The organism is Bacteroides fragilis (assembly GCF_019583405.1).
In the GTDB taxonomy this organism is placed as follows: domain Bacteria; phylum Bacteroidota; class Bacteroidia; order Bacteroidales; family Bacteroidaceae; genus Bacteroides; species Bacteroides fragilis_B.
The window spans coordinates 58,455-72,852 of the sequence record NZ_SZUU01000010.1; the positions used below are offsets into that span (position 1 = coordinate 58,455).

10 protein-coding genes are annotated in these 14,398 nt (G+C 46.4%); 3 read left to right on the forward strand and 7 right to left on the reverse strand.

The window, feature by feature from the left end; genetic code table 11:
• Positions 1-12: 12 nt before the first annotated feature.
• The 6 genes from FDF36_RS17890 to FDF36_RS17915 all read right to left on the reverse strand — a co-directional run bounded on the left by FDF36_RS17890 (position 13) and on the right by FDF36_RS17915 (position 7,857).
• A complete protein-coding gene (locus FDF36_RS17890; RefSeq protein WP_259281476.1) occupies positions 13-2,310 on the reverse strand; it encodes a TonB-dependent receptor domain-containing protein in 2,298 nt (765 codons plus the stop codon).
• The gene (locus FDF36_RS17895) at positions 2,310-3,692 is read right to left on the reverse strand and encodes an aldo/keto reductase (protein WP_220392274.1); all 1,383 of its coding nucleotides are present in this window, start codon (positions 3,690-3,692) and stop codon (positions 2,310-2,312) included. The genes FDF36_RS17890 and FDF36_RS17895 overlap by 1 nt, the downstream gene beginning before the upstream one ends.
• Positions 3,693-3,714: 22 nt before the next feature.
• Positions 3,715-5,220, reverse strand: a complete 1,506-nt coding sequence (locus FDF36_RS17900; protein ID WP_220392275.1) for a 4Fe-4S binding protein — start codon at positions 5,218-5,220, stop codon at positions 3,715-3,717.
• Positions 5,221-5,243: 23 nt separating this feature from the next.
• Positions 5,244-5,999 carry a LytR/AlgR family response regulator transcription factor gene (locus FDF36_RS17905; protein ID WP_220392276.1) on the reverse strand — a complete coding sequence of 252 codons (756 nt, stop codon included), beginning with the start codon at positions 5,997-5,999 and terminating at the stop codon, positions 5,244-5,246.
• 8 nt (positions 6,000-6,007) lie between these two features.
• The gene (locus FDF36_RS17910; protein ID WP_220392277.1) at positions 6,008-7,030 is read right to left on the reverse strand and encodes a sensor histidine kinase; all 1,023 of its coding nucleotides are present in this window, start codon (positions 7,028-7,030) and stop codon (positions 6,008-6,010) included.
• A gap of 266 nt (positions 7,031-7,296) precedes the next feature.
• Positions 7,297-7,857 carry an NUDIX hydrolase gene (locus FDF36_RS17915; RefSeq protein WP_220392278.1) on the reverse strand — a complete coding sequence of 187 codons (561 nt, stop codon included), beginning with the start codon at positions 7,855-7,857 and terminating at the stop codon, positions 7,297-7,299.
• 126 nt (positions 7,858-7,983) lie between these two features.
• Here FDF36_RS17915 and FDF36_RS17920 point away from each other — a divergent pair, with 126 nt between their 5' ends.
• The gene (locus tag FDF36_RS17920; protein WP_220392279.1) at positions 7,984-10,518 is read left to right on the forward strand and encodes an alpha/beta fold hydrolase; all 2,535 of its coding nucleotides are present in this window, start codon (positions 7,984-7,986) and stop codon (positions 10,516-10,518) included.
• Between the two features lie 152 nt (positions 10,519-10,670).
• Here the strand turns inward: FDF36_RS17920 and FDF36_RS17925 are convergent, their stop codons facing one another.
• Entirely contained in the window at positions 10,671-11,291 is a 621-nt protein-coding gene (locus FDF36_RS17925; RefSeq protein ID WP_220392280.1) for an HU family DNA-binding protein, read from the reverse strand.
• A gap of 328 nt (positions 11,292-11,619) precedes the next feature.
• Between FDF36_RS17925 and FDF36_RS17930 the strand changes: the two genes are divergently transcribed.
• Positions 11,620-13,701, forward strand: coding sequence for a VapE domain-containing protein (locus FDF36_RS17930; protein ID WP_220392281.1), 2,082 nt, complete (start codon positions 11,620-11,622; stop codon positions 13,699-13,701).
• 132 nt (positions 13,702-13,833) lie between these two features.
• The gene (locus FDF36_RS17935) at positions 13,834-14,382 is read left to right on the forward strand and encodes an RNA polymerase sigma-70 factor (protein ID WP_032543015.1); all 549 of its coding nucleotides are present in this window, start codon (positions 13,834-13,836) and stop codon (positions 14,380-14,382) included.
• The last annotated feature ends 16 nt before the right edge of the window (positions 14,383-14,398 follow it).

Genomic DNA, 14,398 nt, shown 5'->3' on the forward strand with positions numbered 1-14,398 from the left:
ATGATATGATAATTAAAAGTTAATGTTGATTCCTCCCATAAATGTAGCTTTCGGCATAGGGTAACCGGCATTTATTTCATAATGTTGCGCCAGCAGATTCTCTCCTTTTACAAACAGACTGGCGATGGAGCAGATACGATAATTACCCCGAAGATTCCATAGAAGAAAGTTTTCTTTCTTTTCTTCAGGGCTCACTACAGTATAAAGTCCTGCCACATATTGTATTCCGGTGGAGAAATTCCATTTGCCTTTTGTGAAATCAATTCCTGCATATAATTTATGTTCCGGTGCGGCAACCAGAGGGTGTTCCATATGAAGCCAGCTGTAGTTGGCAGTCAGGTTCCACGTAGGATGGATGTGGTACGCTATACTGGCTTCTGCTCCCCAGTTCTCTACTTTACCGGTGTTTACGTTCAGCGGACGTTCGTCTGTGCGGATAGTCTGGATCATATTGTCACCATTGATATAAAAGAGGTTAACCCCATAATAAAATGTTTGATCGAACAGTCGTTGAGAATAAGACAATTCGTAATTCCATAACCGTTCCGGCAATAAATCGGGATTGGCAGGGCGGAACATATATAGTTCGCGGATTGTAGGGTTGCGGAATCCTTTACTGGCCATAGCTTTCAAGCTTGCGTTGTGTGGCAACTGTACCGACAAGCCGACTTGTGGTATCCATTCTGTTCCGGAGACAGTGTGATGATCTGCACGGATACCCGCGTCTATTGTCAGATGACTACCGATTGCCTGACGGAAATCAACGTATCCAGCAATTTCATTTTCCGATTTATCCGAGATATTTTCTTTATGGCGGTCTGTAATGAAGCGATTCCATGCTTCACCGCCAAACCGCATATAGTCTAATCCTACAGTCAGCCGGTTACCCGTAAATAAAGAAGTACTCTGGTACCAGGAAATTCCCGTCATCCGGTCTTTAGAGTTGAAACGGTAGTTCAGTGGTTCTTCGCCTGTACCGTATCCGTCATTAATGTGATGTTTACCCCAATTATAAAAAAACTTGAGTGCCCCCGATGTATGTTCATACTTATTCTCCAAAGCAAATGAAGTCATGCCACGTGTAATGCGTGAATCGTTATCGAAAACCGGAGTGCTGACTGTTCCCGGATTAGAGGCATTGAAATGCGTCAGGTTCAGATCTGCGGATATGTTCCATGTGCGGTTCAATTCATAGCCCAGCCTTGTATATCCGCCGTATTGCTCAAACTCCATATCGGGGCGATGTCCGTCTGTCCGGTTGTAAGAACCGGTGATAACACTGCTGAAACGTCCTTTTTTTACTTGGTTGGTAACTTCGGTCGTCCATGTATTATATGAGCCATATCCCAGCCGGGCTCCCGTTTTCACTCCGTTTTCCCGCTGCTGACGGGTCACGATGTTGATTACTCCGCCCATTGCATTCGAACCATAAAGTACGGATGCAGGGCCACGTACTACTTCCACTTTTTCAGCCAGCATCGATTGATAAGCGTCGGCAATAGGATGCCCCATTAGCCCCATGTACTGTGGATGTCCGTCAATCAATACTAATAATCCTGTAGTGGGGCTGCCTCCGATGCCACGCAGGCTGATACCACCTGCCGCACCGCTCGACACGCCATACCCCATGATGCCACGGCTGGTTGTGAATAACCCCGGGATCTGTTCTGTCAACATGGGGAGTAAAGAAGGCTCTAAACGTTTCTCTATGGTTTCGCGGTTCAGGACCGAAACAGTCATAGGCAGATGGCGGATGTCAGTTTCATTTCGTGTGCCGGTGACTACTACCCCATCTATCTCGTAATTCTGTGTCGTGTGGGTCGTGTCTCTCCGGACTTGTGCCTCTAAAGAGGTACTTAGAAAAGTACAGGCAAACAGGATGCCAAGCAGATTTTTCTTCATCCTCATTTTGGAGAGGAAATTTTCAATGATCCGGAATATTTCTTCTAAAGAACTGATTTCATGGCAAGCTGTTTCCAGCGGACACCATCCGCTTTTGTCACGATTCTCAATGAAAGGCACCAATCGGATATAAGTAACCTCAACATTGGCATCATGCAGGAGTGTAAGTGCGGGTTGGCTGATGACATCTGCATATACCCGCCGGATTCCTCCCAGAACCATTAGTCCTGCGGCAGCTTTCCCAATCACCTTGTCGGCAATGCAGGCTCCTTTCATGAAAGAGGGTTCTTGCCGGAACAGATCGTATAAATCGGCTACGCCCCGTTGAGTGAAGGTGCGTATTTCCGCTCCGTTCCCGATCACACAGGAATAGCCTCCGGAGTGGAGTAGATCGATTATCTTTTCCATTATAGCGTTTCCTGTTTGAGTTGTTCTACAAAATGATCGATACGGTGCAGTTCGTCCGGAATCCGGATAGACTGCGGACAATGTGAGGTGCATTGGTTGCAGCCAATACAATGGCTGGCTTGCCGTAGTTTGGGTACACTGCGGTCATAGCCTATCAGGAAAGCGCGCCGTGCTTCTTTATAGTTTTCGCTTGTTCGGCTTTGCGGAATATTCCCTTCGTTTACGCACTTGTTGTAATGAACGAGGATGGCAGGAATATCGATGCCGTATGGGCAGGGCATGCAATATTTGCAGTCATTGCATGGGATGGTAGGATATTGCATCATAAGTTGCGCAGTCTCTTCCAGATATTCCTTGTCGTCATCGGTCAGAGGAACCAGTGGTGAATAAGTACGGATGTTATCTTGCAAGTGCTCCATGTAGGTCATACCACTCAATACAGTCAGTACCAGTTCCGGTGAACCGGCAAAGCGGAAAGCCCACGATGCTATGCTGTCTTCAGGACGTCGCTGTTTCAGTCGTCCCACGATGTGTTCAGGGACATTTGACAGGCGCCCGCCCAACAGTGGTTCCATGATGACAGCGGCAATGTTTCGTTTGGCCAGTTCTCCGTAGAGATATTCCGCATTGACATTGTTTCCTGTAGCGTGGCGCCAGTCCATATAGTTGAGTTGAATTTGTACAAAATCCCATTTCACCGTATCATGCATGGCGAGTACCTGGTCGAAAACCTCGACATCACCATGAAATGACCAGCCGAGGTGCCGGATACGCCCGGCTTCACGTTCTTTGAGAAGGAAGTCAAGCATGCCGTTATCGATATATCGTTCGTTGAACACTTTCATTCCGCCGCCACCGATGGCGTGCAGCAGATAATAATCAAAGTACTCTACCTGCATATCCTCAAACGACTGGTGATACATAGCCAGTGAGTTTTCACGTGAGAAGTTTGAAAAATTCGATAGTTTGGTCGCTATGTACAGTTTTTCACGCGGATGCCTTTTGAGGGCAATTCCTGTTGCTTTTTCCGACCAGCCCTGTACGTATACGGGCGATGTGTCGAAATAATTCACCCCATGAGCAATGGCATAATCTACCAATTCGTTGACAGCTTCCTGATTGATAAGGTCTCCTTTCCCTTCCGGTGAAGGAACGGTAGGCCAACGCATACAGCCATATCCCAGGAGGGATACTTTATCTTTGATTCCGCCTACTGAGCGATAGGTCATTTTATCTGTGGGGACAGGAGAAGAGGCACTCCGTCCCTGACCGGCTTTATCTCCGGAGCCGCAACCATAAAGAGCGGCAGTTGTTGTAGCGGCGCTGATACCCACAATTTTGAGGAATCCTCTTCGGTCTATATGCTTATTCTGTTTTTCCATATGTTTCTACTTTTGGGATGTGTTATATGATACGGTGTCTTTCGTGACCTTCTACATAGATGGCACTGAACGGGCGTGCCGGGCAAAGATTTTCACATGCTCCGCAACCGATGCAACGTTCGGTATTGATTGCCGGTATTTTGGGGGAGTCTGTTTGGTCCGGTATGGATAGAATCATCTGAATGGCTCCAGTCGGACAATGACGCGCGCAATTGCCACATTCCACCCCGTCAGTCAGTGGTACGCAGTTCGCTTTTATCCAGACCGCATGCCCGATTTGAGTCGAAGACTTATCGGCTACCGTGATAGGGCGGATTGCTCCTGCCGGACATACCTGGGAACAATCGTTACACTCCGGACGACAATAGCCGCGTTCGTACGACATTTCGGGCTGCATCAGGTTCATCAGTTTCGTGGAAGGACGCAATACCTGATTGGGGCAGGCTGATACACACAGTTGGCAGGCCGTGCAGTGTGCAGACATATTACGCGCACTCAGCGAGCCGGGAGGTGTGATGGGTGTCTGCCGATTGGGTATTTTTTTATCTTCTATGGTGGCGAGTCCGCCATCTACTTTTTTCTCCTGTGCTTTGAGGACCGATGTTGCGGCTACCATTGCCGTTGCGGTCATGAAGTTGCGGCGTGCTTCATTTACTTGGGCGGATGAAGCCAGAGGGGCATTCTGCTTCACTTGCGGTGATCTTGTTTTGATTGTCCGCAATTGGTAACTGAGCGCTTTCTGCTTGCATTTACCGAGGCAATCCATGCAAACCACGCATCGGCTGTAATCTATCGTATGTTCTTTGGCATTGATGCAGGCCGCTTTACAATGGCGTGCGCAAATTCCGCACTTATTGCATTTTTCCGTATCTATCGTGATACGGAACAAGGAGTAGCGTGAAAGAAATCCCAGTACCGTCCCTACCGGGCAGATTGTATTGCAGTAAGTACGTCCGTTCCGCCATGCCAGTAATATCAGGATGACAAAAGTAGCTGCGGCTATAATGAAAGTGGGCAGACTTTTTATCCAGATGTCTACTTCATAAAATGCATAGCTGCCGGCCTGTTCGGCTAAATGGGCAAACAGGTTATTTCCCCATAGCCAAATGGGTTGGAACAGGTTGTTTGCAATACGTCCGTAAGCACTATACGGAGCAAATAAAGTTGCGATGAAGCTAACTCCTGCTATCAGGGTAATGATGAATATAGCCAATGCCCCGTAGCGTAGTGAAGAGAGTGCCGGAGAATAGGAGTAAGGCAACTTTTTCCGTCTTTTCCCAACCCAGGCTGCCACATCCTGGAATACTCCGAGCGGACAAATCACCGAACAGTAGATTCGTCCGAATAGGGCTGTCAGAATTATTAAAAAGGCTACTACCCCTATGTTCAATGCCAGTATCGCAGGTAGGAACTGGATTTTTGCCAGCCAGCCGAACCAACCGTGCAGTGTTCCGGTGAAATCAAGGAACAGCAGGGTGATCAGTGTCAGGCAGATGATGCCACATGTTAGTCTGATTTTTCGTATCATTGCGTTTGTTTTTATTGAGTTTGTTATTTATCGTTTACAAGCCACGTCTTAAACTCCGATGCTTTGTTTTTGCTGACATAAACACGTTCCGGCACTTCGGTATCGAGTGTGATAAGCAGTCGGCTGTCAAACCAGATAGTTATATCCGTTACGCTGTCTCTGGCTATGACAAACTGTTTGTTAGCCCGGATGAAGTCTTCCGGGTTCAGTGAGGAGACGATCTGTTCCAAGGTCTTGGAATAAGGATAACAGTTGCCGTCCTTCAGGCATATATATGTGTTTTTACCGGTTGCGTAGAAATAAGAAATCTCTTTTATGCTCACCGGGAGCAGTTTGTCTTTATGTGCAATCAATAGTTTGTCTTTGTACTTGGGTGCGGGTTTCAGCTGCGTCAGTTGTGCCAAATATTGCAAAAGGTCCTGTCGGGTCAGTTTGCTGTATTTTTCCAGTGCGTGTTCTACATCCTCCACCTTGACAGGCTTCAGTAAATAGTCTATGCTGTTCACTTTAAAAGCTTCGATGGCATATCGGTCATAAGCCGTTGTAAATATAATAGGAGTCTCCAGCTTTATTCTGTCGAAAATGGCAAAGGCCGATCCGTCTGATAAATGAATATCCATGAATATCAGATCCGGAGCCGGATTTGACTGCAACCATCCGACAGTCTGCGTGACACTTTCTGTATTGGCCATGACCCGGATATCGGGGGCTACCTCCGCGAGGATATCCTTCAGGTTTTCATAGGCAGCGGTTTCGTCTTCTACAATCAGTACTTTCATAACAACTACTATATTAGAGGTAGATATACCCGGAATGTCTCTTCGTCGGATTCCACCCGGATTTGCTTATTCATTAACAGATTGAATCGATTTTCCAAGTTACTTAGTCCGGTTCCGTTTGTGTCGGGCGGGGATAGTTTAGGGTAAATGGGATTGGACACCACCAGTTCAGATTGCTCGTTCAGCCGGATGGAGATCTCCATCTTGTGTTCGCTGTCTATCCGGTTGTGTACGGTGACGTTATCGACTAACGGAAGTAGTGAGAGTACAGGCAGTGTCAGCAAATCTTTTTGCCTTTCGGCTACGTCGATGGCAAAAACCAGTTTATTGGCAAAACGTACCTCCATTACGTATTGGAAAGATTGGATGAACTCCAGTTCTTCTCTCAGCGTGACGAGCCCTTTCCGGTCGCTTTGCAAGATGTACCGGAAGATATCAGATAGCTGATTGACGTACATCAGCGTGTTTTCATCATTCTTTTTTCGTATTAATGAAGATATTCCGTTCAGTGAGTTAAAGAAGAAATGCGGGTTTACCTGATTGGCCAGTGCGTCACAACGACTTTGTAAGTTCTCAAAACGAAGACGTTCTATTTCCTGCTCTTTTTCTCTTTGCCGGGTATAAAGTATGGAGATGTATCCTACCAATGTGCATAAAAAGCAGAGCGTGAAGAACTGGGAGATTAAAGTGCTTCCCAGAAAATCCGTACGGAAACCATGCGAAGAGATGGTGTACGAAACGGATGCGAAGAACAGATAACCGGTCAGTGCAAACAGGAAGTTGTGAGTCAGGCGTTTCCGGAATAGCGCTGTCGGGATCTGCCGCAGATTGTAGTTTATCAGGAAACCGATCATCCCCCAAAAGAAAAGGAAGCGATATATAAAATAAGAAAAGAAACCAAGGTAGTCCGATGGCTTCAAAGAGTTTAGCTCCCACGGAGTGCAGGCTATATTGGGGTATATGATAAAAACCGCACTGATCAGGCTGACCAGCGGAAGGTTTCGGGATATATATTTATCAAAGGAATCCATGATGCTTTTCTTTTTCACTGCAAAGAAAAGCAAAATAATGATTCCTTATTTGTTATGTCATGTCAAAACGAAAAAAGAGGCATAAAAGCGAAACTTTTTCATTTTTTCAGCATAAATACAATGTAGTCTCTACACAAAATAAGAATGCAGAATGACAAAACCAGAGAAGCGATCAGCATAAATTCTTTCATAATGTTTGTTGGTTTTATAGGTTCTTTTCTATAAAGACAACACCCAATGAAAGATTCCCTACCCGGATAACTATTTTATTTGATCTGTTTTTGTTCTGCTATATATTTCCAGAGCGGTGCCGCATGTAATGCCTGTATGATTTGGTTGCTTTTCAGGAGTTCTTGCACCTCTTCGAAACTGAGTAAATGTACTGTAAGTGACTCCGTATCTTCCAGATGTTGTATGTCTACTCGTTCTACATCCGTTGCCAGAAAGCAGTGAGTCAGATTGGTATGTGTGCTTGGATTGGCCGAAATCACCATATATTCCTGCCAGTTACCATTGCCGTATCCGGTTTCTTCCAGCAGTTCACGTTGTGCCGAAACAAGTGGTGATGCATCCTCTTTTTCGCATACACCTGCACAAAGTTCATATAGCTGTTTGCCGATTCCCGGTCGGAACTGGCGGACAAATACAAATTTTCCTGCTCTGGTGATGGCGATGGTATTCACCCAGTCGGGATACTCAAGGATGTAGTACTCCGGGATATGATTGCCGTTAGGCAAAAGCATGTCGTCGCACCGTACGGTCAACCACGGGCGGCGAAATAGATATTTGCTGCTGACTACTTGCCAGGCTTCGTCTTTTGTTTCCATTGTTTTATTGATAGCGGTTGCTGGCAAAGGTAATTAGAATAATTGTCAGGAACAATTGTTTTCATACGTATCTTCTTTGGTTTGAAAACCGTTGTGTATCTTTGGGGCGGATAAACTAACAGAATAATGAAAAACGCAATCATCTCTTTATTCCTGCTTTTTATTGCCGTGCAATATGTAGCAGCACAAAAAAAGGTTATTAAAATAGCCTGTATCGGTAATAGTATCACGTATGGCGTAGGTACACGTAATCCTGCCAAAGACAGCTATCCCGCTGTGTTGGGGCAGATGTTGGGCGACGGTTATGAGGTCCGGAACTTTGGAGTCAGTGCCCGCACCATGCTGATGAAAGGGGACAATCCCTATATGAAGGAAGAGCGCTATCGGCAAGCATTGGACTATCATCCCGATATTGTGACCATAAAATTGGGAACCAATGATACGAAACCTCAGAACTGGCGGTATAAATCTGATTTTAAGAAAGATATGGAGACAATGATCCGTACCCTTCGGGCATTGCCATCGAAACCGGAAATTTATTTATGTTATCCTATTCCCGCATACGCTGTCCAGTGGGGCATCAATGATAGTATCATTGTTCATGGGGTGATGCCGGTTATCGATCAACTGGCTACCAAATACCGATTGAAGATAATCGATCTGCATGCTCCGCTGACGGGGATGAAAGAGTGTTTTGCCGACAACGTACATCCCAACGAAAAAGCCGCTGCCCGCATTGCGCAGGTCATTTACCGGCAACTGACCGGCGAGGAACCACCGGCACATGTTTCTCAACCCTTCCCGGGACTTAAAGGTAAATGGAAAGGGTTTGATCAATATACTTTTGCTTATCAGGATCGGGAGGCTATTGTTGTCTGCCCGAAACATGTGGCAACCGGCAATCCCTGGATCTGGCGTCCTGCTTTTTTCGGTGCTTTTGCTTCAGTTGATGAAGAATTGTTGAGGCGTGGTTTTCATGTGGTATATTATGATCTGACTCATCTTTATGGAAGTCCCCGTGCCCGGAAGTCCGGTACTGATTTTTATTGGAATATGGTACGTATGTATGGACTATCTCCCAAAGTAACGCTTGAGGGTTTCAGTCGTGGAGGTCTGTTTGCTTATAATTGGGCGGCCGATCATCCGGATAAAGTGGCCTGTATCTATGTGGACGCTCCGGTTTGTAACGTATTCAGTTGGCCGGGACGTTCGCCTGAGAATGCCGGACTATGGAAAGGTCTGTTAGAGGAATGGGGGCTGACGGATGATCAGATGAATTCATTTTCCGGTAATCCGATTGACCGGCTGAAACCTTTGGCGGATGCGAGGATTCCGGTGATCTGTGTATGTGGAGACAGTGACAAGGTAGTGCCGTTTTCAGAGAACTCGGCTATTGTCCGCCAACGATATACAGCCATGGGGGCTCCATTCGAACTTATCTTGAAATCAGGAGTGGATCATCATCCGCATAGTTTGTCAGATCCTGCTCCGGTGGTCGACTTTATTATCCGCCATCAGCCGGGTTATGAAGCCAAACAATGCTATACATTAAGAGGGGACTATCGTAACTCGTATCAGATGTTTGAGAAAGAACGTGTTGGTACGGTTGCTTTTCTGGGGGGCTCTATCACCGAGATGAAGGGATGGAGGGATATGATTTGTGAAGATTTGAAGCAGCGTTTCCCTTATACAAAGTTTACCTTTATCGATGCTGGGATTCCTTCTACGGGCAGTACGCCTGGAGCATTCCGCTTGGCGGACGATGTGTTGTCCAAGGCCAAAGTCGATCTGCTTTTTGTGGAAGCGGCGGTGAACGATGATACCAACGGCTTTAATGCCATTGAGCAGGTAAGAGGAATGGAAGGTATCGTACGCCATGCTTTGCTTTCCAATCCGTCTATGGATATCATGATGTTGCATTTTATCTACGATCCTTTCATCCCGAAACTGGACGGAGGTCAGATGCCCGATGTCATTCTGAATCACGAACGGGTGGCGAACCATTACCTGATTCCGTCTGTCAATCTTGCTTCTGAAATTGCTGCACGGATGCGCGGTGGTGAATTTACATGGGAACAGTTCGGCGGTACGCATCCCAAACCTTTGGGACATAGCTATTATGCAGCTACCATAAATAAGGTGCTCGATGAAATGTATGCCCCTTGTGCTGTTGCCGATGCTGCTGTCAAGCCTCATGTGCTTCCTGCCGTGCCGTTGGATGGATATAGTTATACAAATGGCAAGTTGGTCGACATCCGGCAAGCTCATATAAGTAAAGGTTGGCAGCTGGTTTCTTCGTGGACTCCCCGGCTTACTGCCGAAACGCGTCCGGGCTTTGTCGATGTGCCCATGCTTGAAACCGATCGTCCCGGAGCGAAACTGACACTCGACTTTGAAGGGACGGCTGTCGGTATCTTCTGTGTAAGTGGTCCGGCTGCCGGGATTCTGGAATATAGTGTCGACGGTGCTCCGTTTAAAAAGTTAGATACGTTTACGGCTTGGAGCGGCGGACTGTATATTCCCTGGGTGTATATGTTCGATACGGAGTTACCGAAAGGAAAACATCGCCTGACGCTCAGGATGTCAAAAGATCATCATCCGCAAAGTAAGGGAACGTCTTGCCAGATTAGGCAATTTGTGGTAAATGATTCTTGTGAATAGCAATTCTTCCTCCTCTCATACAAAAAATGCGTTTCGATCTTCCATCTTCCACCTTTTGAAAGATAACTATCTGATTCGCAGTAAAATAATAGGGTGGAAGATGCGGTTTTTTAGCCGTTTATCTTCCACCCTCATCTTCCATCTTCCACCCGCTAAATTTCCTCTTTGGAAGGCGATTTTTTGATAAATACCAGTAGGCTTCCTCGCCCTTTGGGTTCGATAATTCCCTGATCTACAAATCGGTGTAGATCTTCTAACGCTTTATTTTTCAGTCGTCCGGTCAGCCGGGTGTAGTCCGAACGGGTGATAAAAGCATTTTCATTTAGATACCTTTCCAGTCGAAAAAGCTTTTCTTCTTCGCTGAGCTGTGACGAGCTTCGTGAACCGTATTTACCGGCACGTTCCACATAGCCCTTGGTATGCTTGCGAAACCACATCGAAGCCCTGAAATTAATGTTGTCGAAGTAAATGGATTGTGCGCGGATCTCTTTTTTATCTTTCACCGGATGCGTTGCCTTCAGGCTCGCCGAGAAATAGCCGATCTTGCCCAACTCCACATGGTATCCGTCCACCAGATATTTGGAGATTTTCTCTGTCAGGGCACAGAGCACTCCTTCCAGGTCGCCTACTGTGAAGGTGGAGGCTTCCGAAATTTCTTCAAGAATGGTGCGTGTCCGGATGGTTCCACCCGAAATGATGTGGGGATAAAGTTTAGGTTCTTCTTCGCTCCCTTTCTTAGAAGGGGCTTCTCTGAAATCATAACGTGCTGCCATAATTCGTTTGGTTTTTAATTGTTGATAGTTATTTGTTTATTGACTTTTCTTTCTTTGTTTTAGTCTTTTTCCTTTGTTCTTTATTCCGGCCCGCATACCCGGGCCCATGAGCCCGCATACCTGGGCCGATGAGCCCGCGTGCCCGGGCTGATGAGCCCGCATACCCGGGCCCGGATAATGTTCCTATAAAGATACATAATATTTATCGTGAAAACAAGTAATACTCCTTTTGTTTGTTATTAAATATAATTGATTTATATGTGACGATCCGCTTGCTTTATCCGGTAAGAAAGAGTACCTTTACCACATTATAAAAAACCGGAAAACCATGAAAATAACCCTGATCCGAAAGAAAGAAACCGTAGTAGTGCAACGGGCGGTGAAACTCGAAACTGTGTTGGAGAATATGAAAACCGAAACCAAAACCTGCCCTGTGAGCGCTTTGCGCCGGACACTGAAGCTTTCGGGTGGAAGTGGACATGTCATGGCAGTGGACAAACTGCCCCGTATCCTTTTTTCGGTGGAACTGGGCAAAAGCAAAGAAGTATCGGTGATGAAGGCTTATCATGGATTGGTGCTTCTGAGCGTGAAGGGACTCACCGGAGTAGAAGAGGCTGTCCGCTTGCGTGACAAGCTGGCCGGACTGCCCCAGACGATGATTGCTTTTGTCGGTTCGAGCGGCCGGAGTGTAAAGATACTTGTGCCTTTCCTCCGTCCCGACGGTTCATTGCCCGTAACCGTAGAGGAAGCCGGACTTTTTCATGCCCATGCCTACCAATGGGCGGTGAACTTTTACAGAGGGCAGCTTTTGGCGGAACACCGGGATGTTACGCTTGAGAATCCGGTGCCGGAACAGAGTTGCCGCTATTCATTCGATCCGGGACTCTATTTCAATCCGGATGCCTACCCCATCCGTCTGGAACAACCTTTATCGATGCCCGGCGAAGTTACCTACCGCGAAACAGTGGAGGCGGAAACTGATCCTTTGCAGCGTATGATGCCCGGTTACGAACGGAGCGAAATTATCTCGACATTGTTTGAAACTTCACTGTATGAAGCTCTTAATACGGTAGACTGCGACCGGGAGGAGGATTCTAAATCTTTGATCGTGGAACTGACCCGGAACTGTTTTCGTTCGGGAATCCCCGAAGAAGAGGTAGTGGGCTGGACGCTGATGCATTTCCGGGGTAAAGTGTCCGAAATACTGATACGTGAGACGGTTCACAATGTGTATGCCGTCGAGAAGCGATTCGGAAGTAATCCTTGCATTTCCTCCAAGCAGACCATGGCCATACGTACCGACGAGTTTATGGGCAGACGTTATGAGTTTCGCTATAACATACTGGCCGGAGTGGTGGAATATCGTGAACGGAAGACATTCTGCTTCGATTTTCGTCCCGTGACGGACCGGGTGCTCAATACAATTGCGGTGAACGCCATCAGCGAAGGGCTTGAACTTTGGGACAGGGATGTGAAACGCTGGATTAATTCCGAACGTGTACCGGTCTATTCACCTGTTACCGACTTTTTGTATGGCTTGCCCCGTTGGGATGGAAAAGACCGCATCCGGGCGCTGGCCCGCTACGTACCTTGCGACAATTCGCGTTGGCCCGACTTCTTCCATCGCTGGTTTCTCGCCATGGTGGCCCACTGGAAAGGAAATGACAAGCAGTACGCCAACTCCGTTTCACCCCTGTTGATCGGTTCGCAGGGATGCGGCAAGTCCACTTATTGCCGCAATATCCTGCCGCCTGACTTGAGAGCCTATTATACCGACAGCATTGACTTCAGCCGGAAACGCGATGCCGAGCTTTATCTCAACCGCTTCATGCTGATCAATATTGACGAGTTCGATCAGGTAAGTGTCAATCATCAAGGCTTCTTGAAACATATACTCCAGAAACCGGTGCTTAATGTGCGTAAGCCCAACGAGGCGGCTGTCCGCGAGTTGAAGCGTTATGCTTCGTTCATAGCGACCAGCAATCATAGCGATCTGCTTTCCGATCCTTCGGGAAGCCGCCGTTTTATCTGTATCAATATCACCGGCAGAATCCGTAATGATGCTGTCATCAACTATCCGCAACTCTATGCGCAGGCAGTGCGGGAGCTCCGTGACGGTGAGCGCTTTTATTTCTCTCCCGAGGAAGAGGCCATTTTGATGGAGAGCAATCAGGAATTTGAACTGCAAACTCCGGTTGAACAGCTCTTTCAACAGTATTTCCGCTCTGCCGGCGAAGGAGAAATGTGCGAAACGCTGCTCGCTGTCGATATTTTGGGGCGCATACAAAAGAAAAGCGGCTTTAAACTGTCGGCTACGAAGATAGTGCATTTTGGCAGAATACTTCGTAAGTTAGGAGTGCCTTGCAGGAAAATGAAAAACGGGAATTTCTATTGTGTGGTGGAGTTGTAAAGGGATTGAGCCTTAAATTCCGGCATTTATATGCTTGTTGGCTTAACGCATTGGATGGAATTGGATGCCGATGTGCATTATTAACAAATAAACAGCTATATTTGCATTCAACTCTCTGATATATTAATTACTATGATGGACTTCGAACAATTTTACATAACATGGTATTCGCGTGCGAAATATTTTGCACGCGAATACGTTACTTCTGAAAGTGATGCTGAAAATATTGTTCAAGACGTTTTTTTGCATCTGTACGAGAGGCGCGATTTAATGGATGCATATACCAATCTGACTGCTTATCTTTTTACTTCCATCAAAAACAGATGTTTGGACTATTTGCGCAAATGGGTTCTTGAACAAGAAACCGCACAGGAAATGCAAGATGAATTTGATATGGAACTTCGGATGAAATATGATTCTCTGGAGATATTCAATACGCAGTTTTCTGATGAAACCGATATAGGGGAACTATTGAACAGTGCACTTCAGAAACTTCCGGAACGATGTCGTGACATTTTTATAATGAATAAGCTGGAAGGGAAAAAGCAAAAAGAAATTGCAGAAGAATTGAATTTGTCTATCAATACCGTAGAGTCGCAGATGGGCATTGCTTACAAGAAATTGCGTGAAGAATTGAAAGACTGCCTGCCTCTATTCATATTTTTGTTTGCTATTTCCTGATTTTTTTTATTTCCTT

Bases quoted from the DNA above. Each gene is read 5' to 3' on its own strand.
- FDF36_RS17905 (WP_220392276.1), bottom strand. From the start codon at position 5,999: ATGAAAGTACTGATTGTAGAAGACGAAACCGCTGCCTATGAAAACCTG.
- FDF36_RS17920 (WP_220392279.1), top strand. From the start codon at position 7,984: ATGAAAAACGCAATCATCTCTTTATTCCTGCTTTTTATTGCCGTGCAA.
- FDF36_RS17935 (WP_032543015.1), top strand. From the start codon at position 13,834: ATGATGGACTTCGAACAATTTTACATAACATGGTATTCGCGTGCGAAA.
- FDF36_RS17910 (WP_220392277.1), bottom strand. From the start codon at position 7,030: ATGGATTCCTTTGATAAATATATATCCCGAAACCTTCCGCTGGTCAGC.
- FDF36_RS17930 (WP_220392281.1), top strand. From the start codon at position 11,620: ATGAAAATAACCCTGATCCGAAAGAAAGAAACCGTAGTAGTGCAACGG.
- FDF36_RS17900 (WP_220392275.1), bottom strand. From the start codon at position 5,220: ATGATACGAAAAATCAGACTAACATGTGGCATCATCTGCCTGACACTG.
- FDF36_RS17915 (WP_220392278.1), bottom strand. From the start codon at position 7,857: ATGGAAACAAAAGACGAAGCCTGGCAAGTAGTCAGCAGCAAATATCTA.
- FDF36_RS17890 (WP_259281476.1), bottom strand. From the start codon at position 2,310: ATGGAAAAGATAATCGATCTACTCCACTCCGGAGGCTATTCCTGTGTG.
- FDF36_RS17925 (WP_220392280.1), bottom strand. From the start codon at position 11,291: ATGGCAGCACGTTATGATTTCAGAGAAGCCCCTTCTAAGAAAGGGAGC.
- FDF36_RS17895 (WP_220392274.1), bottom strand. From the start codon at position 3,692: ATGGAAAAACAGAATAAGCATATAGACCGAAGAGGATTCCTCAAAATT.